Annotated in this window: 20 protein-coding genes and 1 riboswitch; of the genes, 5 read left to right on the forward strand and 15 right to left on the reverse strand. The window is 39.3% G+C overall.

Annotation, left to right across the window (positions count from 1 at the left end; genetic code table 11):
* Window positions 1–87: 87 nt before the first annotated feature.
* Window positions 88–1,137: a Cj0069 family protein gene (locus tag JIN86_RS02205; protein WP_202341181.1), complete on the forward strand. Its 1,050-nt coding sequence runs from the start codon at window positions 88–90 to the stop codon at window positions 1,135–1,137.
* Window positions 1,138–1,167: 30 nt separating this feature from the next.
* Here the strand turns inward: JIN86_RS02205 and JIN86_RS02210 are convergent, their stop codons facing one another.
* The 3 genes from JIN86_RS02210 to JIN86_RS02220 form a co-directional block, all read right to left on the reverse strand.
* Window positions 1,168–1,800, reverse strand: coding sequence for a LysE family translocator (locus JIN86_RS02210; RefSeq protein WP_004231229.1), 633 nt, complete (start codon window positions 1,798–1,800; stop codon window positions 1,168–1,170).
* A gap of 114 nt (window positions 1,801–1,914) precedes the next feature.
* The gene (locus JIN86_RS02215) at window positions 1,915–2,658 is read right to left on the reverse strand and encodes a tetratricopeptide repeat protein (RefSeq protein ID WP_004231227.1); all 744 of its coding nucleotides are present in this window, start codon (window positions 2,656–2,658) and stop codon (window positions 1,915–1,917) included.
* A gap of 90 nt (window positions 2,659–2,748) precedes the next feature.
* Window positions 2,749–4,461, reverse strand: a complete 1,713-nt coding sequence (locus tag JIN86_RS02220) for a methyl-accepting chemotaxis protein (protein WP_202341182.1) — start codon at window positions 4,459–4,461, stop codon at window positions 2,749–2,751.
* A 202-nt stretch (window positions 4,462–4,663) separates the two neighbouring features.
* Here JIN86_RS02220 and JIN86_RS02225 point away from each other — a divergent pair, with 202 nt between their 5' ends.
* The 3 genes from JIN86_RS02225 to nspC all read left to right on the forward strand — a co-directional run bounded on the left by JIN86_RS02225 (window position 4,664) and on the right by nspC (window position 7,691).
* Window positions 4,664–4,870: a hypothetical protein gene (locus JIN86_RS02225; protein WP_202341183.1), complete on the forward strand. Its 207-nt coding sequence runs from the start codon at window positions 4,664–4,666 to the stop codon at window positions 4,868–4,870.
* 455 nt (window positions 4,871–5,325) lie between these two features.
* The gene (locus JIN86_RS02230) at window positions 5,326–6,555 is read left to right on the forward strand and encodes a saccharopine dehydrogenase family protein (RefSeq protein ID WP_036076596.1); all 1,230 of its coding nucleotides are present in this window, start codon (window positions 5,326–5,328) and stop codon (window positions 6,553–6,555) included.
* A complete protein-coding gene (nspC, locus tag JIN86_RS02235; protein ID WP_202341184.1) occupies window positions 6,552–7,691 on the forward strand; it encodes a carboxynorspermidine decarboxylase in 1,140 nt (379 codons plus the stop codon). The genes JIN86_RS02230 and nspC overlap by 4 nt, the downstream gene beginning before the upstream one ends.
* A gap of 45 nt (window positions 7,692–7,736) precedes the next feature.
* On the opposite strand, the gene JIN86_RS02240 is transcribed toward nspC, so the two are convergent.
* The 6 genes from JIN86_RS02240 to mce form a co-directional block, all read right to left on the reverse strand.
* Entirely contained in the window at window positions 7,737–8,618 is an 882-nt protein-coding gene (locus JIN86_RS02240; RefSeq protein WP_237497100.1) for an amidase, read from the reverse strand.
* Window positions 8,619–8,661: 43 nt separating this feature from the next.
* Window positions 8,662–8,752: riboswitch (cyclic di-GMP riboswitch) on the reverse strand.
* A 137-nt stretch (window positions 8,753–8,889) separates the two neighbouring features.
* A complete protein-coding gene (locus JIN86_RS02245) occupies window positions 8,890–9,378 on the reverse strand; it encodes a chemotaxis protein CheW (protein WP_048392313.1) in 489 nt (162 codons plus the stop codon).
* A 23-nt stretch (window positions 9,379–9,401) separates the two neighbouring features.
* Entirely contained in the window at window positions 9,402–10,517 is a 1,116-nt protein-coding gene (locus JIN86_RS02250) for a M20/M25/M40 family metallo-hydrolase (protein WP_202341186.1), read from the reverse strand.
* A gap of 714 nt (window positions 10,518–11,231) precedes the next feature.
* Window positions 11,232–12,185, reverse strand: a complete 954-nt coding sequence (locus JIN86_RS02255; RefSeq protein ID WP_202341187.1) for a hypothetical protein — start codon at window positions 12,183–12,185, stop codon at window positions 11,232–11,234.
* Window positions 12,186–12,291: 106 nt separating this feature from the next.
* Entirely contained in the window at window positions 12,292–13,839 is a 1,548-nt protein-coding gene (locus JIN86_RS02260; RefSeq protein ID WP_202341188.1) for an acyl-CoA carboxylase subunit beta, read from the reverse strand.
* 5 nt (window positions 13,840–13,844) lie between these two features.
* Window positions 13,845–14,258: a methylmalonyl-CoA epimerase gene (gene mce / locus JIN86_RS02265; RefSeq protein ID WP_004231207.1), complete on the reverse strand. Its 414-nt coding sequence runs from the start codon at window positions 14,256–14,258 to the stop codon at window positions 13,845–13,847.
* 125 nt (window positions 14,259–14,383) lie between these two features.
* Between mce and prli42 the strand changes: the two genes are divergently transcribed.
* On the forward strand, window positions 14,384–14,479 hold the full coding sequence (gene prli42 / locus JIN86_RS23725; protein ID WP_009370219.1) for a stressosome-associated protein Prli42: 96 nt from the start codon (window positions 14,384–14,386) through the stop codon (window positions 14,477–14,479).
* A gap of 22 nt (window positions 14,480–14,501) precedes the next feature.
* Here the strand turns inward: prli42 and JIN86_RS02275 are convergent, their stop codons facing one another.
* From JIN86_RS02275 to JIN86_RS02300, 6 genes are all read right to left on the reverse strand, one after another.
* Complete coding sequence (locus tag JIN86_RS02275; RefSeq protein ID WP_009370217.1) at window positions 14,502–15,512, reverse strand: aromatic acid exporter family protein; 1,011 nt, start codon at window positions 15,510–15,512, stop codon at window positions 14,502–14,504.
* Window positions 15,513–15,664: 152 nt separating this feature from the next.
* On the reverse strand, window positions 15,665–16,105 hold the full coding sequence (locus tag JIN86_RS02280) for a BrxA/BrxB family bacilliredoxin (RefSeq protein WP_004231203.1): 441 nt from the start codon (window positions 16,103–16,105) through the stop codon (window positions 15,665–15,667).
* Window positions 16,106–16,266: 161 nt separating this feature from the next.
* Window positions 16,267–17,364 (reverse strand): methylmalonyl Co-A mutase-associated GTPase MeaB, encoded by a 1,098-nt coding sequence (gene meaB / locus JIN86_RS02285; RefSeq protein ID WP_004231202.1) that lies wholly within the window; start codon window positions 17,362–17,364, stop codon window positions 16,267–16,269.
* The gene (gene scpA / locus JIN86_RS02290) at window positions 17,364–19,517 is read right to left on the reverse strand and encodes a methylmalonyl-CoA mutase (RefSeq protein ID WP_004231201.1); all 2,154 of its coding nucleotides are present in this window, start codon (window positions 19,515–19,517) and stop codon (window positions 17,364–17,366) included. Before scpA ends, meaB begins: the two co-directional genes overlap by 1 nt.
* Window positions 19,514–21,217, reverse strand: coding sequence for a methylmalonyl-CoA mutase family protein (locus JIN86_RS02295; protein ID WP_202341189.1), 1,704 nt, complete (start codon window positions 21,215–21,217; stop codon window positions 19,514–19,516). Before JIN86_RS02295 ends, scpA begins: the two co-directional genes overlap by 4 nt.
* A 121-nt stretch (window positions 21,218–21,338) precedes the next feature.
* A complete protein-coding gene (locus tag JIN86_RS02300) occupies window positions 21,339–22,682 on the reverse strand; it encodes a dihydrolipoamide acetyltransferase family protein (RefSeq protein WP_202341190.1) in 1,344 nt (447 codons plus the stop codon).
* Window positions 22,683–22,760 lie beyond the last annotated feature (78 nt).

A 22,760-nucleotide genomic window follows, 5' to 3' on the forward strand; every position in this document is an offset into this window, starting at 1 on the left:
TATACATAAAATTTACATATTTCATCTATCTTTTCTCCTTATTTGTCTACTATACTGTACATAATAACAAATAGAAGGAGGTATTTTATGGATAAAAAAGTTATTTTTTTCGAGGTGGAAGGCGGCACAGATAAAGGACCAGATGGCTATCGCCCAGATACAATGCCAATGGTAGAAGCACTACAGCAACGTGGACAGGATGCAGAGGTACTCTTCTTTGATATCACAAAAAAGCAGGAAATCTTTCACTACGTGAAGGAATATGGTGTTGCCTATGTATCTCGCATTAACCCAGGTAACTTACAGCATGAGGAAGAGTACTTTGCTATGCTACGAGAGCTATGCCAAGATGGCGTTATAGGGATGCCACATCCAGACGCCATGATTAGCTATGGTTCAAAAGACGTATTATCAAAACTGACGACAACGAATTTAGTACCTGATGATACATTTGCCTACTACACAATCGAAGCATTCAAAAAACAATTCCCTACTTCCTTAGCCTTAACAGAGCGTGTTTTAAAGCAAAATCGTGGTTCAACTGGCGAAGGTATTTGGCGTGTAAAATTAGTGGAACCGCTAGCAGAGGGTATCACTGAAGTGCCACTTGATGCCCAAATCAAATGTACTGAAGCAAAAGATAATCATGTAGAATATTGGCAGCTTGGCGACTTTATGACATTTTGTGAGCAGTATATTACGGGGACGAATGGTATGTTAATCGATATGCGCTTTCTTCCAAGGATTACAGAAGGCGAAATTCGCTTATTCATGTTGCGCGATCATCCCGTACATGTCGTACATAAAAAACCAGCTGCTACCGAGGATGCCTTTAGCGCAACTCTATTCTCTGGCGCTCAATACCGCTATGACAAGCCTGAAGACTGGCAAGAGCTGGTACAAAACTTTTTAAAGCAGCTCCCTCAAATAACAAACCTACTAGGTAATTATGATTTACCGCTTATCTGGACAGCTGACTTTATGCTAGATACCAATGAAGACGGAGAGGATTGCTATATTTTAGGTGAGATGAATTGTTCTTGTGTTGGCTTTACTTCAGAACTAGCATTAGCGCATGAAGTAGCAGAAGAAATTTTAGCTTGTATAAAAGAGCATACCGAGGCTATTGCGCAATAAAAAAAGTGCGATCTTTAGGGATCGCACTTTTCATATATAAATCTTAATTCCTTGTATAAATTCATAGATAAAATAACAAGCAAAACCAATCAATAAGAAGCCTGCGACAATTGTAAATGTCCTAATCATCTTCCGATTCATAGCTTTACGAGTAACCGAGATAATGGTCAGTAAACCGATATCGTGGAGTAAAATTCCACTTAAAACACCAGCAGCAATAATTAAAAAGCTCGTTGACTCCCCTTGTCCATAAGATTTTGCTAGCACCACACCAAATACGTTGACCCAAAAAACGAGATTACCAGGTGAAATGGCCACTAGTAAGCCGTTAAAATAAGAGGCAAAAAACGATTTGGTTACTTTTTCTCCTGCCAATGTAATATCATGGTCAGCGTTCTTGATAGAATCATAGCCTAACAAGAATAAAAAGCCCGCTCCAATAATCCACATAGGGAGTTGAATCATAGGCATAGCCAAGATGGAGGCTAGTCCCATATACAGAGCAAAAACCAATACAATATCAATGGTCATACCACCAAGCCCAACAGCCCAGCCGTGCATAAAACCATTTTTGAGTCCTTGCTTTGTCATTTCTACTGTAATAGCTCCTACAGGCATGGCAATGGCAAGTCCTACCAATACATACGCTACATATAAACTCAAAAAAACACTTCTTTCATGTCATCGATAAGCTTCATACGTCCGTTTATGGTTTCACTATAGCATAATTATACTTGAAAGGAAATAATTATTAAAAGTTACATGTCTTTTTACCTGTTAGAGCATTTGCTTTTTCCATTGCGCTAACAAATCTTTTGACTTCTCCAAATCCAATTTCAATGTGACCTGCTTAGCTGTACAACGTTTTTTAGCTTTCTCCCATGCTTCTTCCAAGGCAGGTAAATAGCTTAAATTTTTTGTCGCTGCTACTAGCTGAAAAAATATATTACCTTGAATATAGTGCCAACGAGGGTTCATTCCATCTAGGAGTATTGCTTCTTCAATCAGTCTTAATGCCAAATATGGGCTACCTTCGTGACGATTTAAAAACTGTGCAAATGCTCCCCAATACAATGCCTTATTGGGCTGCAATTTGATTGCCTCCGCATATTGTACGGATGCCTTATCCTGTTCTTTTGCAAGGACATAATATTCCGCCATTGTATAATAGGCGTTCGCCTGCGCTTCTAAAGGTCCTGCTAATAATTCATCGACCACTTTACCAAATTGCTCATCATCCTGACTACCTATATAAGCTGCGAGAACATCTCGTTCTGGATACGAGCCATCTGTTCGTTCCACATTTTGCTTTACTTTGTCGTCAGTAGGCTGAGGCATATTTGCATACCCATTTGCCTCTAGCATTGCCACATGCTGCTGAATGACTTGATAGGCCTCTTCTTCGATCGCTGTAACATTGCCCAATATTTCTTTAGCTAGTTGATAACTTTCCTTTACTTGACCACTCAAAAATAAGTCATTGACTTGTTGAACTTGCTCGTTCATTTGTTTTACCACCATTAAAATCCTCACCTTCGCAAAAGAAAAATCTTATTGCTAGTTTACCATTTAAGTAGTATAAGCAAAAGCCAACATGTCCTAATCTTTCTATTATTCTTTTAATTTAAACGCCTTTACATGCTGTTCGAGTGTGTGTGCCATGTGATTTGTTTCATTAGAGCCTTGTGCCACCTCATCAATGCTTGCAGTTGTTTGCTGCGCTGCGACAGTAATCATATTCATCGTTTCTTCTATATCACGAATAGATTCTGTTAATTGTTGAATCATTTGCACAATACGTGTAGATTTTTGATTTTCAGCGGTCATAGCATTAGAAATGGTAATCATTTCTTCTACTGTTGCAGCCACTGCTGTCGAAATATTTCCTAAAGATTGTGCTGTTAGACGCACTGTCTCTGTTCCTTTTTCAATATATTGCGTATTATCATTCGTAGATGACATGACCTGCTGCACATGCTTCATTATATCCTGAATAAGCTGTTCAACTTGCAATACCTCTTGATTAGATTGCTCAGCAAGCTTCCGTACTTCCTCAGCAACAATAGCAAAGCCTTTACCATGCTCCCCTGCTCTAGCCGCTTCAATGGAAGCATTCAGTGCTAGCAAATTTGTTTGTGATGCGATGTTCGCAATAGACGTTGTAATGGTTTGAATTTTGGTTGCAGATGTAACCAGGTTTTCTACTGTTTGTCGTACCTCACCTGATCCGCTGTGAATTAATGCCATATCATTGCTTATATCTTTTGCTAGTCGCTCACCCTCTGTTGCTAATTCCATCGTTTGTCGAGCATTATCGGCACTGTTATTGGCATTGCTTTGAATCTTTTGAAGGTCCTGCGCTAAAGAAGTAAGAACATCTGTCGCATTTTCAGCATGGTGCATCCCTGCCGTCACGGCACTTGTTACCTCTTCGATATTATTGGTGACACCTTGAATGGTATTGCTCATATCGTTCAAAGTGGAAGCGGTTTCATCTGCGTTATTCGTTAAAGTATTAGAAGTGGATCGCATCGTCATAATCATATTTTGTAAATTAGCTGTCATTCGATTTAATGTATTGGCTAAATCTGCTACTTCATCTTTACTGTTAATTTTTGTTTCAGGTACAGCTAAATTACCATTGGCTATTTCTTTCGCCTGCTGAATCAGCACACTAATCGGTCTTACTTTACGACGGATTAAAAAGCCTGTGATGATAGAAGCAATTAGCATAGGGAAAATACTAATTAAAATCCCATTTCGTACAACATCCCATGTTCGCTCCTTCACGATATTGGCATCAAAGTCGATGACACTAATGGCAATAATCTCTTTACTGGAATCATGGTCTTTAAAAATAGGGGCATAGCCAGATAAACGGTCCATCCCTGCATAAGTATAAGGCTGTGAGTATGTTGGATGCTTATGTGTAAGCAACATATCAATAGCTTCTTTATCTAAATAAAATTGATCACCAGGGGCATAGCCTTTTTCAGCCAAATGATCATCAAGCGCTAATAATGTGCCATCCAATGATACTATATATTGCGTTTGGAAAATATCTTTATGACCTGTTGTCCAGTTCAAATCGTTCCCGATGCTTTCCTGTACAGCCTTATCGCCTTGAATGGCCTTGTCCAATTGTTGTGGATCGAGCAAACCTGTCGTAATATTGGCACAGCCATAGGCCTCAACACCAGCAGCATCATAAAGTTTATTGTAAGCAGTTATGTATGTAGCGAACGAAGTAATCCCTAGCATCACCACTAAAATACCAGCGATAATCGTCCCAAGTTGAAAAGTTAATGAATTGCGTAATTTCACGATCCATCCTCTCCCCTTTCTTGTAATAATCTATGAATATTCCTTTTGTTTTTCATCATACTACAAAAAGATGTATTAAAAAAGCATCTTTAATCATTCTAGTAAGATAAAAACATTGGAATAAGTTCTGAATTGTGCGATAATTGAAGTTAATTATCTTAAATCCTGAGCATTACCAATTCATCTAATAGGAGGGCTTGCTATGAATAAACGCTTTCATCTTATATCGATTGTTACAGGAAACTTGTTAACAATAGGGGCCATTTTTATTTATGCCATGCAAAGTCAAGTGGGAGTAGCCCTCAGTACGTATGCTCTTGTGGTGGGTTTTTTTAGTACTTTGCTTGTGGTTTTCTTCTATATATGGGGGGAAGAAAAACAACAAGTATCCAATCGTTTTCTGAAATAATATGCATCATTTTCCATTACACAGATACCTGTAGCACGTTTAATGTGTTTCCTGTTCCTTCCCTTTCTATAGGTAGAGGGATTTTTTTATGTAAGGTCAGTAGAAATGATTTAGGAGCAGGAATCAAATAGTCAATCGGGAGAGAAAATATGTCATAACTTTCATTTAGACAATTATTTACTTGATGTCGTAAAATCTAGGATGAATTGTGATGAAACTTCACCATCTATTTGGGTATATACAACAGCTATTTCCCTCTATTTTTACTAAAATGACGTTGTAGATTTATTCATGATTCCCTTCTTTTCCGAGGTATTCCCCTCCATATACGTCTAATTGTTGTAGAAAAATAAAATTTTTTGTAGAAAATTTTAAAACAATGATTGAGTAGTATATCAATTTTCTGTATAATCAGCTTGTTTGACAATACTTTATATGAACTTGGGGGTAGACAATTGGGTAAAGCATTGATTATCGGAGCTGGCGGAGTTGCCAGTGTTGTGGTACACAAGTGTGTTCAAAATTCGGACGTATTTGAGGAAATTTGTATCGCAAGTAGAACTGTTTCAAAATGTGACGCTCTAAAAGAAAAACTAGACGGCGGAAAAACAAAAATTCATACTGCACAGGTAGACGCAGACAATACAGAAGAGGTTATTGAGCTTATTAAAGCTTTCGGACCAGATGTAGTGATTAACGTGGCTTTACCTTATCAGGACTTAACGATTATGGATGCTTGCTTAGCGACAGGTGTGCACTATGTGGATACTGCAAACTACGAGCCACCTGAAACGGCAAAATTTGAATATAAATGGCAATGGGCTTATAAAGAGAAGTTTGAAAAAGCTGGCTTAACTGCATTACTTGGAAGCGGTTTTGACCCAGGTGTAACAGGCGTTTTCACAGCTCATGCACAAAAACATGAATTTGATGAAATCCACTATATCGATATCGTGGATGCCAATGCGGGAGATCATGGATATCATTTCGCAACAAACTTCAACCCAGAAATTAACATTCGTGAAATTACAGCGAATGGTCGTTACTGGAAAGAAGGCGAGTGGATTGAAACAGCACCACTTGAGAAAAAAGAAGTGTATAACCTACCTGAAATCGGACCAAAAGATATTTACCTTCTATACCATGAAGAGCTAGAATCACTTGCAAAAAATATCAAAGGTTTAAAACAAATCCGTTTCTGGATGACGTTCTCTGAAAAATACCTAACACACTTAAAAGTATTAGAAAATGTAGGTATGACATCAATTGAGCCAATCGAATTTGAAGGGCAAATGATTCAACCAATCCACTTCCTTAAAGCGGTATTACCAGATCCAGCTTCACTTGGACCACGTACAAAAGGTAAAACAAACATTGGTTGTATCATTCGCGGTCTAAAAGATGGCAAAGAAAAAACGTACTATGTGTACAACGTATGTGACCACGAAGAGTGCTACAACGAGGTTGGTTCACAAGCGATTTCTTACACAACTGGCGTACCAGCTATGATCGGTGCAATGCTTGTGATGAACGGTGAATGGCGTAAACCAGGTGTATGGAATGTGGAAGATTTCAATCCAGATCCATTCATGGATGCACTAAATAAATGGGGTCTACCATGGCAAGAAAGCCATAACCCAGAATTATTAGACCTTGATTTAGATGCAAAGGAAATAAGCCGATGAAACCAATTGATTTTTCAAAAGTTCCATCCCCTTCTTATGTAGTGGATGAGCGATTATTAATAAAGAATCTTGAGCTTTTAAAATCAATTCAAGATCGAACAGGCTGCCGCATTTTATTAGCCCTTAAAGGCTTCTCTATGCATTCAACATTCCCACTAGTAGGGGAATATTTAGCAGGCATTACAGCTAGCTCACTGCATGAGGCACGTCTTGGCTATGAAAAAATGGGCAAAGAAGTTCACGTTTATGCACCTGCTTATATTGAGCATGAAATGGACGAGCTTCTAGGCTATGTGGATCACATCGTATTTAACTCATTTAACCAATGGGCTCAGTTCAAGGATAAAGTGAAATCTGCTGGTAAAACAATTGAATGTGGTATTCGCGTGAATCCTGAATACTCTGAAATTGAAACAGCCCTTTACGATCCTTGCTACACAAACTCTCGCCTTGGTACAACATTGGCTAACTTTGATAAATCACAGCTTGACGGTATCGATGGCTTACACTTCCATGCGATGTGTGAACAAAATTCGGATACATTAGAGCGTATTATTCAAGTAGTTGAGGAAAAATTTGGTGATGTTTTACACCAAATGAAATGGTTAAACTTCGGTGGCGGTCACCATATTACACGTGATGATTATGATGTAGAAAAACTTGTGAACATCATTAATTATATTCAAGAGAAGTATAACCTGCTTGTTTATCTTGAGCCAGGTGAAGCAGTAGCCCTTAATACAGGCTATTTAGTAGCAACAGTGCTAGATATTCAAGAAAATGGAATGGATCTTGCTATTTTAGATACATCAGCAACATGTCACATGCCTGATGTACTTGAAATGCCTTACCGTCCAATGATTATTGGTTCTGGACAAGCAAATGAATTAGCACACACATATCGCTTAGGCGGGCTAACATGTCTAGCTGGTGATGTGATTGGCGATTATTCGTTTGAACAGCCATTAAAACCAGGTGATCGTCTTGTATTCACAGATATGGCTCATTATTCAATGGTTAAAAACCATATGTTTAACGGTGTCAACCTACCATCTATCGTTTCTTATAATGATGAAGAAGGTATTAAAGTCATTCGAGAATTTAAATTCGAGGACTACAGTGGTCGACTGTCCTAATACCAATAGAAAAGCCCTTCCAGTTTAACACTGGAAGGACTTTTTTTATGGACGCATGGTCATCCAATTCTCCACATAATGAATGGCTACTCCATGAAAAGCATCATTATTTGAAAAATGTTGCTGAACAAGTATAAGCTGTTCATTCATAAAGGCTTCTCCATTATCATAAAAAGTAATATTTTCCCCTTCCTCTGAAGCGCCTGTTTCTACACCAATTACAATTGATTTGTTCACAGTGGAAGCATAAGCGATTTCATGTTCTACAATAGAGATAATATCTTTTGCAGCATCACGATAGGCCATGATCGTCACACTATCCACATGGTCAATGACCCAATCAGCTAATAACCCTTTTCCAAATGCATTATAATACTGAACTTCATCAAACCAAAATGGCATATCTACTTCTAAAGTAAGTTGTAACTGACTTGCTTTCTCACTTGCTTTCATTATTAGTGTTTGATAGGATTCTATCGTTTGTGCTTGATGTAAGCTCCATCCACTATTTAAATAAGGTTCTACATCAAGGTGAACCCCAGAAAATCGCTCAGATTCAGTTGAATTCTCATTATATGTATGTAACCAATTAAACAATTTTTCTTGGCTTCGACTACCCTCAGCTGAAACCCAGCTTGCAGCACCATCCAATGCATAAATGCGTATACCTTTGTCAAAAGCGCTACTAATAAAATGCTTATAGTTATCGCTCGCTATGCCTTGATCGATTTGCAGATAAACTTTATTGACATCATTATGTTCTAAAAATAATAATATTTTTTCTTGATCATCCATGATAAGGGATGTATCCCACAGCCACGTAGCCTTTCCCTGTATAGCCATTGCATCAACCTTTCCACTTGATAAAGCTAATGAACTAATCATAATGACGATTAGTGCGGTCCATACTTTTAATTGTCTCTTCATACGAACTAACTCCATTCTACTCGCCACGGCTCCTAGAACAGAACCTGGCAACCTGACAATCATGCACTAAATTATAGTGTTTTGACTCATAGCTTGGCGCCCCTCCCTTTCGATGAAGTTTGCCTTTTTCAGTTTTTTCTTAATCATTATCATACGCGGTTAGCAATGGTTTGTCTGTAGGTATAATGCATAATTGTCACATGTATGATCAGGTAAAAACGACAAAATACAGGTTAAATTTACTATTCAAACATAAAAAAACGTAGAGTACTTATGCCTCTACGTTTTCCTTTTCATTTTCAAGCATTTTGTGTAAATAATTGATAATTTCCCTAATGCCCTCTAATGAATTAACCAGTATTTTTGGATCAACATATGTTATCATACGATTTTCAAGATTAGCTACCGCTGTAAAATAACGCGTTTTACTATAATTGACTAGACCCAATTGCTGAAGTACTGATTCATCGAAATCAAGAATTTCTCGTGCTTCTGTAACAAGTAATCCATAATTAACCACATCAGTATTCAACACAATGATACGTGCGGTTGCTGTATTCGATGAACGATTGTACAGTATGCGTTCAAAATCAAGAACAGGTACAAGCTCACCGCGAATTCTTGTAAAGCCTAGAAGATAGTTAGGTAAATGAGGAATAGGTGTTACTTGCTCTAATTTTTCAATTGAAATCGCTTGCTCCACAGGCACAGCATACTCCTCTGTCCCACAAGCAAAAACGACTGCTTTGACACTTTCCATAGGGTCACATCCTTATTCGACTGTTAGTTTTTTGCCGATTCTTTGACGATTTCTACTAGCAAATCTGCTAATTTTTCAAGCTCTTCTACTGGTATTTTTTCATTCGTTGTATGGATATCCTCGTATCCAACAGATAAATTAACTGTAGGAATGCCAAAACCTGCGATAACGTTTGCATCTGAGCCTCCACCAGAAATGCCTAGTGTCGGTGTACGATCAACATTGCGTGCAGCAGCCATAGCTACCTGAACTACTTTATCAGATTCCGTTACACGGAAGCCTGGATACATTAGCTTCACTTCTACCTCTGCACGTGCGCCTAACGAAGCAGATACTTGTTCAAACGTATCTTGCATATGCTTTGTTTGCGCATCCAATTTAGCTTTGTCTATAGAGCGTGCTTCTGCAAGGATTGTCACTTCGTCACAAACAATATTCGTCGCTTGTCCACCTTCAAAACGCCCAATATTTGCAGTCGTTTCTTCGTCTAAACGACCTAGTTTCATTTGAGCAATGCATTTTGATGCGACTGTTATGGCCGAAATACCCTTTTCAGGAGCAACTCCTGCATGTGCCGTTTTTCCAATAATCTTTGTGAAAATTTTCGCTTGGAATGGTGCTGCTGTCACGATACCACCAACTTTGCCATCGCTATCAACCGCAAATCCATATTTTGCTTTAATGTTCGCTGGATCTAACTCTTTAGCGCCAACAAGGCCACTTTCTTCACCAGCCGTAATAATAAATTCAATATCGCCATGTGCAATATTTTGCTCTTTCAAACGTTTGACCATCTCAAATAGAGCAGCTAGACCTGCTTTATCATCGGCACCTAAAATGGTTGTACCATCTGATACGATATAGCCATCTTCACGTAAAGACGGTTTGATGCCTTTCCCTGGAACAACAGTATCCATATGAGAAGTGAAATAGATTGGCTCTACATCCAATGTGCCCTTTAATGTGGCAATAATATTACCTGCCCCATGTCCATTACGCGTATGTGCATCGTCTTGAATCACTGAAAATCCAAGTGCAGTCAACTTATCTACAAGAATTGGTGCTATTAGTTGTTCATGTTTTGTTTCTGAATCAATTTGTACGAGCTCAAAAAACTCTTCTACTAAACGACTTGTCATGTTGTAAAACTCCCTTAGTTTACGTGTATTTCCACGTTATAGTATACGTATTATTTTAGCACAACGTCAGAAGAGTTGAAATCATTGAACAATACTACCAAAATAAAAAGTCTGAGAAAAATCTCAGACTTTCCCATAGTGTTAAAGAACAAAACCATCAATAGAATTTTTTGAAAGGTGAAAATGGTTTCCGTTGCAGGCTACTTGCTTTCCTGTGGGCGAGCGCCGAGCCGCTTCGTGCAGGGCTCGCCTGTCTCGCTATCCCACGGGAATCAAGTAGCCTCCCGCTCCAACCTACAAAATGTTAACTTTTTAGCAAAGGTTTTCAAATAAAGTGAAGGTCCTCACTACCCATTTTATGGAGGGGGGTTGTAACTAATCACTTCTTCGCAATGAAATTAAGAGTCTATTCTTTCTCTAATTATACAAATATTGGGTTAATTTGATTGCTACGGCTAGCTAGTATGAAAGATAATGAAAAGACACTTTGCCACATCGTTGATTTCCGTTCCACCAGTGTCACTTCTAGGGGATTTAGTCACAGATGAGACCCTGGAGCGAACTCAGTGAGTGAAGCGGCTCATCGGACGCCCCCTGAAAAGGACACTGGCGGAACGGAAATCACACCCTCACCTTGCCAAAAGGTCTTTTTCTGCTAGTGACACGATCTTTTTTCAACAACATGAAAAAGCTGAGAAAAATCTCAGACTTTCCTTAGTCATTGAAAATACGCTCTTTTTCTTTTTCTAATGATTGTAGGTAGTTGACAGCTTTATTATGTTTATCCTGTAAGCGCCAAATCGTATTATGTACATCATCTTGAACACGTGAGACCTGTTCCCTTGCTGTTGAGATTTTAGAATGAACAGACCATGCTGAAAAAATATCATCAAAAAAGTAATCCGCAAACTTCACAAACCCATCTGTTTCAATATGCAACGATTTCGTAGACATTTCATGAACATCTAATAATTCATTATGAAACCGTTGTAAGGCAATTTGAGCACTGTGTAAATAGTTTTCAGATTGATCGAGCGCATCATGCTTTAAGTGCGTAGCAATCAGCCCACCACCAAAAAATGTATCCCATGTGGAATACCCATTGGCCGAATGTAATGAAGCTGCTGCTTGCCCTAGCCTTGTAAGAGCTACTTCTCCTGCTTCCTCCGCCTCTTTAATTTCTCTTATGAGCTGCTTTGTTAGCATTTCCTCATGTGCTAAATACTCTAGCCTTTCTGCTTGGGCTGCATCATGAATCTGTAAATACTTCTTCTTTTTAAAAAAGACCTGTTGAAGTGATTGCTGAAGCGCATTTTCATCAATTTGGGCTAGCTGATTCATCACTTGCACGTTGTCCTCTGCTAAATCTTTTTGCATTTTCTTTGCTTCATTTAGCTTTAATTCAAGTACTGCCGCCTTATCAATTTTTTCTGCCCTCAGTTCATCTTGTTGCCCTGTCCACGTACGAATCATATTCATAAACGAGAAACCATCCAATTTATCAAGTTTGGATCGAATTTGATGGAGTGCTGCCGTATGATTGTCTATTTCCTGTTGTGTATGTTTAATTTGCCCATCAATTAACTGATTTTGTTCGTTTAATCTAGATGCTTTTCTAAGTTGTGCATGAATCTTTTCTTGCTCTATTTGTAAATGCTGCCATTCCATTCATCTCAACTCCTCCTATCTATCAGTACGGATGACAAAGAAAAATGTTTCACTTTTTGACAATGAAAAACCTAGCAACTTTTGAGCTGCTAGGCTTGTATTACTATTATAGAGGAATATTACCGTGCTTTTTCTCTGGACGTGTTTCTTGTTTGTTTGACAGCATATCAAGTCCTTGAATCAGCTTGATACGTGTATCTCGTGGATCGATTACGTCGTCTACCATACCGCGAGATGCTGCAACATATGGGTTAGCAAATTTTTCTTTATATTCTTCGATTTTCGCTGCACGAGTTGCTTCTGGGTCATCTGATTTTGCAATTTCACGGGCAAAAATGATGTTAGCTGCGCCAGCAGCACCCATAACAGCAATTTCAGCATTTGGCCATGCAAATACAAGGTCAGCACCGATAGATTTCGAGTTTAAGGCAACGTAAGCGCCTCCATAAGCTTTACGTAAAATCACTGTAATTTTTGGAACAGTCGCTTCTGAATAAGCATAAAGAATTTTCGCACCATGACGAATAATACCACCATGTTCTTGTTTAACGCCTGGGAAGAAGCCAGAAACGTCTTCAAATGTGATGATTGGGATATTGTATGCATCACAAGTACGAATGAAACGAGCTGCTTTATCAGAAGAATCGATATCTAAGCCACCAGCAAGAACTTTTGGTTGGTTACAAACAAGTCCAACTGATTCGCCAGCAATACGTGCAAAACCGACTACTACGTTTTTAGCAAACTCTGCATGTACTTCCATGAACGAACCTTCATCCACTACTTGCTCAACAACTTTACGTACATCATATGGACGTGTTGTTTCGATTGGCACTGTATCCACGATTTCTGGACGGTAGTCATCCCCTTCAGGTCTAGCTTGACGAGGTGCCTTTTCTTTATTGTTTTGTGGTAAGTAGCTTAATAGTTTTTTAATTTCATCAATCGCTGCCTCTTCAGAAGGAGCGCGGAAATGAGCATTCCCACTGACCGCATTATTTACTTTTGAACCACCTAAATCTTCAGCAGAAATTTTCTCTCCTGTTACCGTTTCGATTACTTTAGGTCCTGTAATGAACATTTGAGATGTTTTATCCACCATTAGAATGAAGTCAGTAATAGCTGGAGAATAAACAGCTCCACCAGCACAAGGTCCCATAATCACAGAGATTTGCGGAATCACACCAGAATAAATGGCATTTCGGTAGAAGATATGACCATAGCCATCTAATGAAAGAACACCCTCTTGAATACGTGCACCGCCTGAGTCATTGATGCCGATAAATGGTGTACCATTTTTAGCAGCTAAATCCATCACTGTTGCCATTTTTTTCGCATGCATTTCACCAAGTGCCCCACCAAACACTGTGAAATCTTGAGAGAATAAGTATACTGGACGCCCGTTAATTTTACCGAAGCCAGTTACGACACCATCACCAGGTCCCTCCATTTTTTCCATGCCGAAGTCTACTGTACGGTGTGTAATAAATGGGTTAATTTCGAAAAATGTACCTTCGTCTAGCAACAAGTCTATACGCTCACGAGCAGTAAGTTTCCCCTTCTCATGCTGCTTATCGATGCGATCATAGCCCCCACCAAGTTCAATTACCGTTTTACGGTCATACAAGTCATTGATTTTGTCGAACATATCCATACTAATCACTTATCCCCTTTTCCACTTTTATCACATAATTCATACAACACCCCAAATGAGGATTTAGGATGCATAAACGCAACCTCTGCCCCTCCAGCACCTGGCCCTGGCTCTTCTGATAAGAGACGTACACCTTTTTCACGAAGCTCTGCCATTCGTTCACGAATTCCCGTCACACCAAACGCAACATGATGAATTCCTTCTCCACGTTTTTCAATAAAACCATGGATGGCACTTTTATCACTCATTGGTTCTAATAGCTCAATTTTCACGTTCCCTGCATCGATAAATGCCACACGAACCTGTTGAGATTCTACTTCTTCCACTTTCATCAACTTTAAGCCTAAAGTTTCTGTATAATATGTAATGCGTTCATCAAGATCGCGCACTGCAATCCCAATATGGTCTACTTTCTCCATGGTGACATCTCCTTCTGTTATGGTACATACTCTATTTTACAGATTTTTTTGTCAAAACTCTACTACTTGAGAAATTTTTCAGATTTGCTAAACTATTTATAAGAAAAGAAGGAGCGAACGAGCATATGAGTAATAAAAAATTTCAAAAAGTCGTTATTTATAGTATGATCGCAATTATGCTAATCTCATCTCTAGCATTCGGATTATCTATGATAATTTAAGGCAAAGCATGAGGCGTCCACACTACTGTGGGCGCTCTTTTTTAGCCTTTAACCCTTTAAATGACTGCTTTATTTCTAAATACCTGTCCATCTCCTCTATAAACTGATAGAGGGCTGCCTGAGCGATAAATTGCTCATGGCTTTGTGGTAAAGGAAGCTGAGAAAAATCGCGCTTAACATGTTCGAGCTTTTCACGGTAATGACTAGCCGTATTCCCCGAATGAACATGCTCACCTAGGTCTTGTAAAAAATCTGCCACAATTTCAGCCTCTTGTACTATAACAGGTAATGTCGTCACTTTGGGTAGCACTCTTTCGATAATTTCTAGCTGCTGCTCTCGCATATCGAAATATACATAGTAATCATTTTTACGTCTTGTAAAATGGTTTTGAACATCTTTAAACGCTAATGATTTAGCCTCTTCTAGTGCTTTGATTGCATCGATAATTTCTTGGCCGTTCCACAACGTATCTCCTTGCCGTAAATAGCTGGCAATTTCTAAAAAAATCTTACTATATAGTTCCTCTATTTTGACTCTGTAGTAATTTAATTCCTTTTGAATGTCTGGCATATACATATTAATGGCAATCCCTGTTCCATAACCGATAGCCATCAACGCTAATTCATTATAAACAAGTGTCAATGAGTAACCTTCAGCAGCGTAAATATGCATAATAATTACGACACTGGAGATAAATCCATCCGCAACCTTTAAAGATACAATGGTAGGTATAAAGAATATAAGCATGCCTGCTAGTGTAAGTGGATGGTAAGCAAATAACTCAAAGCTTACAAAGGCAAAAAGCATTGCTACAATACTTGCAACCAATCGTGTATAGGCTGCATAAATGGATTTCTTTTTTGTTGGCTGCACACATAATATGGTTAGAATACCAGCAGATGCATATGAGGCTAAATCAAAATACTGTGCAATGGCAATAGCGATGGCCGCACCAATTGCTGTTTTTAAAGTCCGATAGCCGATTGAAAACTTCTTCAGGCCGACTGCCTCCCATCCTTTAGTACTCTTCACTCATTCAGCTAATTATTTAGCCAATATTACAAAAATTTTAACAATAATGAAACTATCTATACATGAGGATCAGTAGGAAGCCTACATAGATAGCATGATCTATGAGGCTTTTCTACTTGATTGAAAATTATTTTTCTTATGCAAGAATGGACTTAAAGCTCGTCACAATATTCTTCAAAGTTTGCTTGTAAATTTGTCACAACTGACATTGGGTCATGCCCTTCAATTTCATAGCGTCCCACTTCTGCGACAACTTGTCCGTCTTTTAATAGAACAAATGATGGTGATGAAGGTAAATGATCTTCTCCAAAATGGTAACGCGCTGCTGCAGTTGCTTCTTTATCTTGCCCTGCAAACACTGTTACTAAATGGTCTGGACGTTTATCATAATGAACGCATTGTGCTGCTGCTGGACGAGCGATACCACCTGCACAACCACATACTGAGTTCACCATTACTAATGTTGTACCTGGACGAGCAAACGCCTCTTCTACAGCTTCTGGTGTTGTTAATTGTTCATAACCAGCTGCCTCAATTTCAGCACGTGCTGTTTTTAAAATTTCCTGCATAAATAAATCGTAATCCATATTCATATAGCGATAGCTCCTTTCAAGTTCGCGCCAATTTAGTTATATTTCAGATAGTAGGTTTTTGACGCTTATCCATCTCTTATCATAGCAGTTTGCAAGCAATTTGTGCACCTACTTGCTCAACACATTTCAGTTGAAATTACTACGATTTCAATAAGACTCGTTTACTTGTCTTCCCGCTCCTCGCTAAATAAACGATCCACACCTTGTGTAACTGTCAACTGTCCACTTAAAATTTGACGTTCAAGCTGTTGTACTTGTGCTTTACGTTGCGGGTTTCCATAAAATAGATCAATTAAATGATCGGTAATCATCGATTGGAACCACTCTTTTGTTTGTTGTTGGCGTCGGGTAGCCCAATAGTGATTTGCTTCTACGATTTGCTTGAATTCCCCAATTGTTTCCCAAACCTTATCAAGTCCTCGTTTTTCTAGTGAACTAACAGGCATGGCAGTTGACATCCAACCAGGTGTAGCTGGCTGTAAAAAGTGCAAAATTTGTTTGTACTCTGCAACCGTTTTTTTAGCTAGACGAACATTATCACCATCCGCCTTATGCACGACAATTGCATCTGCTAATTCCATGATGCCTTTTTTCATGCCCTGCAATTCATCCCCCGCTCCTGTTAAAACAAGAAGCAGGAAGAAGTCAACCATGCCACGGACATAGGTTTCACTTTGTCCAACACCAACTGTTTCAATTAAAATCACATCATAGCCTGCTGCCTCACAAACTAACATGGTTTCCCGTGTTTTTTTGTGAACACCCCCTAGGGTACCTGCCGATGGCGATGGACGCACAAATGCACTAGGCTTCTTCACGAGCTCTTCCATACGCGTTTTATCGCCAAGTATACTTCCTCCCGATAGAGAAGAACTTGGATCAATGGCAAGAACAGCAACTCGTTTCCCCATATCACAAAGCATAGTGCCGAAAGCCTCTATGAATGAGCTTTTTCCTGCCCCAGGCACACCTGTTATGCCAATTCGGATACTATTGCCTGTATGTGGAAGAAGCTCCTGCAATAGTTCTTGTGCCTGTACTTTATGGGTAGCGTTTGAACTTTCAATGAGGGTAATGGCTTTTGATAAATGTGTGCGAGAGCCCGCACGTACTTGTTGCGCAAGCTCTCCTACATTTAGAATGTCTGCCTTTTTCTTTCGGAACTTTTTGGGTGTACCATATTGCATCCCGTCGTGAGTCGCCTCTACTCCGTCCATAACAAATAGCGCACTGTCTTCCATTCCTTTATTTTTGTCCATTATTCAGACACTTCCTCATAGCCTAAACGTTTGTAGATTTCTTCAATAATTTTTTGTGCGGATACAGGAATCACTGTACCTGGTCCGAAAATGGCTACTGCACCGGCATTATAAAGGAAATCATAATCTTGTGCTGGTATAACACCACCCACAATAATGATAATATCTTCACGACCTAGTTTTTCAAGCTCAGCTATCAATTCAGGCACCAAAGTTTTATGTCCTGCTGCTAGTGAAGATACACCAATAACATGAACATCATTTTCAACAGCCATTTGAGCAGCCTCAGCAGGCGTCATAAATAATGGAGAAATATCTACGTCAAAGCCTAAATCTGCATAACCAGTTGCGACAACCTTTGCACCACGGTCATGTCCATCTTGTCCCATTTTAGCAACTAAAATACGTGGACGACGTCCTTCATTTTCAAGGAATTCTTCTGTCATTTGTTTCACTTCCGCAATTTGCTCCTCATCAGAGAAGTTTGCAGAGTAAACACCAGAGATCGAACGAATGACTGCTTTATGGCGACCAGAAACTGCTTCAATTGCATCAGATATTTCACCTAAAGAAGCACGAGCGCGCGCTGCATCCACTGCCACCGCTAGCAGGTTTTCTTCTCCATCTTGAGCAGCTTTTGTTAAGCGAGCTAAATGTTTTTGAACTTCCGCTTCATCACGAGCTGCCTTCATCGCTTCTAAACGTTCAATTTGTTTTTGACGAACAATTGTATTATCGATATCTAAAATATCAATTGGCTCTTCTTTTGCTAAGCGATACTTATTCACGCCAACAATCGTTTCTGTTTTAGAATCAATTTTCGCTTGACGTTTTGCTGCTGCTTCCTCAACCTTCATTTTTGGAAGTCCCGTTTCAATCGCTTTAGCCATACCACCAAGCGCTTCAATCTCTTCGATTAACGCCCAAGCAGATTTCGTAATTTCTTCTGTTAATTTCTCCACGTAGTACGAACCACCCCATGGATCAATGACTTTTGTCATCGCTGTTTCCTCTTGTAAAAATAACTGTGTATTACGCGCGATACGTGCAGAGAAATCAGTTGGAAGTGCAATCGCTTCATCCAGTGCATTCGTATGAAGGGATTGCGTATGTCCCATCGAGGAGGCATTTGCTTCGATTAATGTACGTGCAACATTGTTAAATGGATCTTGCTCAGTTAATGACCATCCAGATGTTTGGGAATGCGTACGTAATGCTAATGTCTTTGGATTTTTTGGGTTAAACGTAGACATCATTTGTGCCCAAATACGACGTGCTGCACGCATTTTAGCAACTTCCATGTAATAGTTCATACCAATTGCCCAGAAGAACGATAGGCGAGGTGCAAATGCATCAATATCAATACCTGCTTTTAATCCTGTTCGTACATACTCCAAGCCATCAGCTAATGTATAGGCAAGCTCAATGTCATTTGTTGCGCCTGCTTCTTGAATATGGTAACCCGAAATTGAAATAGAGTTAAATTTCGGCATATACTTCGCTGTATATTCAAAAATATCTGCGATGATTTTCATTGACATAGCTGGTGGGTAAATGTATGTATTACGCACCATGTATTCTTTTAAAATATCATTTTGAATGGTACCTGCTAATTGATCTGGCGTTACCCCTTGTTCTTCTGCTGCTACAATATAGAACGCAAGGACAGGTAATACCGCACCATTCATTGTCATTGAAACAGACATTTGGTCTAACGGGATTTGATCGAAAAGGATTTTCATATCCTCTACTGAGTCAATCGCAACCCCAGCTTTTCCTACATCCCCTGTTACACGTGGATGATCAGAGTCATAGCCTCGATGTGTTGCTAAATCAAACGCTACAGAAAGACCCTTTTGTCCCATAGCCAAATTTCGTTTGTAAAAGGCATTGGATTCTTCAGCAGTTGAGAAACCAGCGTATTGCCGAACCGTCCATGGACGTGCTACATACATAGTAGGGTATGGCCCACGTGTGTTGGGTGCAATCCCCGCCACATCATTTAGATGTTTAGCCTCTTTAATATCTTCTTTTGTGTAAATATCTTTAATTTCAATTCCCTCATTTGTCATGAACTTGTCTTCAGACGCTTGAGGTGCTTCAGCTGTTAAAACCTTTTCTATTTCTACTGCATTAAAATTTGGCTTGCTCATCGTTGGACCTCCTTCATGCTCGCAAACACGGACTGTAATTTTTCAATGATGTTTTGTCCTGCGAAAATAAAGCCGTTTAAGCCATTGGCTAACCATGCTTCTTCTTCGTCTTTAAATTTGCCTGCTACATCTACAAGCACATTCGCTGGTTTCTCAGCTAAAATGGACGATACCAATGCTTTTGTATCATCATCACTGCCTGCAATCACTACATACTTAGCCTCTGTTGCCTTCAGCCAAGCCACTGCCTCTTCTACAGTTGTCACTGGCTCACTTTTTTCTGGTACAAGACCAACTGTGTTTAAGAAGCCCGCTACAAAATCTGCGCGTGGTTTAGAGCTTTTTAATGATCCTAATGCTAAAATACCTATTTTCACATTTGCTGCTGTCATGTCTGCACGTAAATCCTCAAATGGAGCAGCAATACGCTTAATATCAGCAAATAATGGATTTGTATCCTGTTCAAGGATATCAGCTGGATTAGCATAAATATTCGTTCCAATTAATGATTGCTTACGTGTTTGGGCAGCTTTGATTCGCTTTTGATAGGATTCTTCCACTTCTTCTGCAAGCTTGCCAGAAGCTGTATATTCATCGATACCGCCAGCTGCCTGAATGTCTAAAAATAATGCCCATGCTTCTTTCACAAAATCTGCTGTTAACGACTCGATAAAGTAAGAGCCCCCTGCTGGATCTTTTACTTTTAAGACATTGGTTTCTTCTTTTAAAATTAATGACACATTACGAGCGATACGAATGGATTGATCCGTAGGCTTCGTTAACACGTCATGTGGATGAACCGTAAAGAGATCAGCACCACCGATTAAACCAGAAAGTGCTTCATTTGAAGAGCGTAATAAATTTACATACACATCTAATTTAGAAAAGCTTCTTAATGATGTTTCAGCAACAGTAGGGATTTTTACATGATCTGTTACGCCATAAGCCGATGAGAACGCTTTCCAAAGTACTTTAAAAGCACGTAGTTTTGCAATCTCCGTAAAGAATTGTGTATCAATGGCAAAAGATACAAAGAATTTCTTCGAGAACGCTTCAAAGCTTTCTTCTTGTTCTGCAAATTTGGCTGCTAATGCAAGTGCATAGGCTAATTCTTGTACAGCGTTAGCACCTTCATTATGATAAATCGTTGTGTCTGCACTGACTGAGCGCACGTTCGGAAATGCAGTCAAAGTGATAGGGTCTTTTGAAATAATGTAACCTTTAATGGCTTCTTGTTGATCTACTGGAATGTTGTCGAATACTGCTAATAACGGGTCTTTTGAATTTTCAATAGTAATTTTAAACGAATATTCTGAGAAATATGATGCTAATTTGACCAATACTTCTTCTGTCCAAGCAAAGCTCACTCGGCTATCAATCGTAATAACTTCATTGCCTCGAGCTAGGCTATCCTCAAGCTGTTCAAAAAAAGCTTCGCTTGAATCAGCGTGAATTTGTTGTGCCACCTGAAATACTTGATCATTTTGTAGGGAACGGATTGTGGCAACTTGTAAATCAAGTTCTTCTCCAAGCTTAGCTACTAAACTTTCTTGCGTGTAAAGCGGCTGTAGTGTAACACCTTCATTTGTTTTTGTGAATAGTGACTCAAATGGTTTCCCTTTTAAAGCTTTGATTGCTGCATCTTGCCAGTCTGAATAGGCTGGTATTTCAAATTCAATATTTTTCATGTTGTTTGACATGCGGACGCTTAATCAGCTTCCCCCCTTAGTAGTTTCTATTTGTTATTCTACATGACAAATTGCGACTCGAAAAGTATAAAAAAAATCGGAAACCCTTATACAGCAGGTTTCCGACGAGTCATCAGTAGACTGACGTTGAAGATTTATTTGTATTTTCGAGTATTTCTTTTACTCTATTTAGGAATTTACCACAGACAAGTCCATCAAGCACACGATGATCTAATGATAAACATAAATTCACAATATCACGTGCAGCAAACATTCCACCTGGTAAAACAACAGGTTTTTTTACAATATTTTCCACTTGCAGAATCGCTGCTTGTGGGTAATTGATGATGCCCATCGATTGAACAGAGCCAAATGCACCTGTATTATTCACTGTAAATGTACCACCAGTAATGTCATCCATTGCTAGTTTTCCTGCGCGAACTTTGATAGCCAGTTCATTGATTTCTTTCGCAATTCCTTTAATGGATTTTTCATCCGCGTGTTTTATAACAGGTACAAATAAGGCATCATCCGTTGCTACTGCAATCGAAATATTGATGTCATGTTTTTGAATGATTTTATCTTCCGCCCACATCGAATTCAGCATTGGGAATTCTTTTAAAGCTTGAGCAACCGCTTTTACAAAGAAGGCGAAATATGTAAGATTAAAGCCTTCTTTTTGCTTAAATTCATTCTTTAAGCTATCACGATAAGTCACTAAATCTGTTACATCCACTTCCATCATCATCCAAGCATGCGGCGCTTCATGTACACTTTTCACCATATTATTCGCAATGGCACGACGAATCTTCGTCACTGGAATTTCGATATCTCCTGGATGAATAGGTTGTACAGGTGCAGCTGCTTTTTCCACTTGTTGCTGTGGTACTGAAGCTGCTGCGGGTGCCGATGTCGTTTGAACGGTTGAAGCTGCTTGTGCTACATCATTTGCCGTTGGGATATTACCTGTTTCAATTAGCTTTAACAGGTCTTTTCGTGTAATACGACCACCCTCGCCAGTACCTGTTACAAGGTCTAAAGCTATATCATGCTCCTGCGCAAGTCGAAGAACTGCTGGTGAATAACGTACTTTACCCGTACGTGCCTCTTTTGGTGCAGATACTGGAGCCGCTACCTGCTGTGGTGCCTCCTGTTTCTTTTGAACACCTGCATTTAAAATAGCCGTACTTACCGCTGATTTTTTTTCAGGTGGCGGTGCTGGTAATTCACCTTCTCCCGCTATTTCAATCGAGCAAACGACTGCTCCAACTGGTAATGTCTGACCTTCTTGCGCCAGAAGCTCCGTGATAACCCCTTCAAATGATGACGGGATTTCAGCATTTACTTTATCTGTAACAACCTCTGCTAATGGATCATATTTTTTAACTGTATCTCCAGGCTTTACAAGCCATTTTTCAATTGTACCTTCTGTTACACTTTCGCCGAGCTGTGGCATTGTAATATTTTGAACCGACATCCTTTATTCCTCCCATCAAATAAGCCTAGGCGTCATTGTACCTGATGTAGCGCTAAAAACATTAAACGTAGATAGGCA

Origin of the sequence: Lysinibacillus sp. HST-98, assembly GCF_016757845.1 — a bacterium.
Lineage (GTDB): Bacteria > Bacillota > Bacilli > Bacillales_A > Planococcaceae > Lysinibacillus > Lysinibacillus capsici.

Excerpts from the sequence above, each read along its gene's own strand:
- JIN86_RS02205 (WP_202341181.1), top strand. The coding sequence starts at position 88 with ATGGATAAAAAAGTTATTTTTTTCGAGGTGGAAGGCGGCACAGATAAA.
- JIN86_RS02215 (WP_004231227.1), bottom strand. The coding sequence starts at position 2,658 with ATGGTGGTAAAACAAATGAACGAGCAAGTTCAACAAGTCAATGACTTA.
- JIN86_RS02225 (WP_202341183.1), top strand. The coding sequence starts at position 4,664 with ATGAATAAACGCTTTCATCTTATATCGATTGTTACAGGAAACTTGTTA.
- nspC (WP_202341184.1), top strand. The coding sequence starts at position 6,552 with ATGAAACCAATTGATTTTTCAAAAGTTCCATCCCCTTCTTATGTAGTG.
- JIN86_RS02240 (WP_237497100.1), bottom strand. The coding sequence starts at position 8,618 with ATGAAGAGACAATTAAAAGTATGGACCGCACTAATCGTCATTATGATT.
- JIN86_RS02245 (WP_048392313.1), bottom strand. The coding sequence starts at position 9,378 with ATGGAAAGTGTCAAAGCAGTCGTTTTTGCTTGTGGGACAGAGGAGTAT.
- JIN86_RS02250 (WP_202341186.1), bottom strand. The coding sequence starts at position 10,517 with ATGACAAGTCGTTTAGTAGAAGAGTTTTTTGAGCTCGTACAAATTGAT.
- JIN86_RS02255 (WP_202341187.1), bottom strand. The coding sequence starts at position 12,185 with ATGGAATGGCAGCATTTACAAATAGAGCAAGAAAAGATTCATGCACAA.
- JIN86_RS02260 (WP_202341188.1), bottom strand. The coding sequence starts at position 13,839 with ATGGATATGTTCGACAAAATCAATGACTTGTATGACCGTAAAACGGTA.
- mce (WP_004231207.1), bottom strand. The coding sequence starts at position 14,258 with ATGGAGAAAGTAGACCATATTGGGATTGCAGTGCGCGATCTTGATGAA.
- prli42 (WP_009370219.1), top strand. The coding sequence starts at position 14,384 with ATGAGTAATAAAAAATTTCAAAAAGTCGTTATTTATAGTATGATCGCA.
- JIN86_RS02280 (WP_004231203.1), bottom strand. The coding sequence starts at position 16,105 with ATGAATATGGATTACGATTTATTTATGCAGGAAATTTTAAAAACAGCA.
- meaB (WP_004231202.1), bottom strand. The coding sequence starts at position 17,364 with ATGGACAAAAATAAAGGAATGGAAGACAGTGCGCTATTTGTTATGGAC.
- scpA (WP_004231201.1), bottom strand. The coding sequence starts at position 19,517 with ATGAGCAAGCCAAATTTTAATGCAGTAGAAATAGAAAAGGTTTTAACA.
- JIN86_RS02295 (WP_202341189.1), bottom strand. The coding sequence starts at position 21,217 with ATGTCAAACAACATGAAAAATATTGAATTTGAAATACCAGCCTATTCA.
- JIN86_RS02300 (WP_202341190.1), bottom strand. The coding sequence starts at position 22,682 with ATGTCGGTTCAAAATATTACAATGCCACAGCTCGGCGAAAGTGTAACA.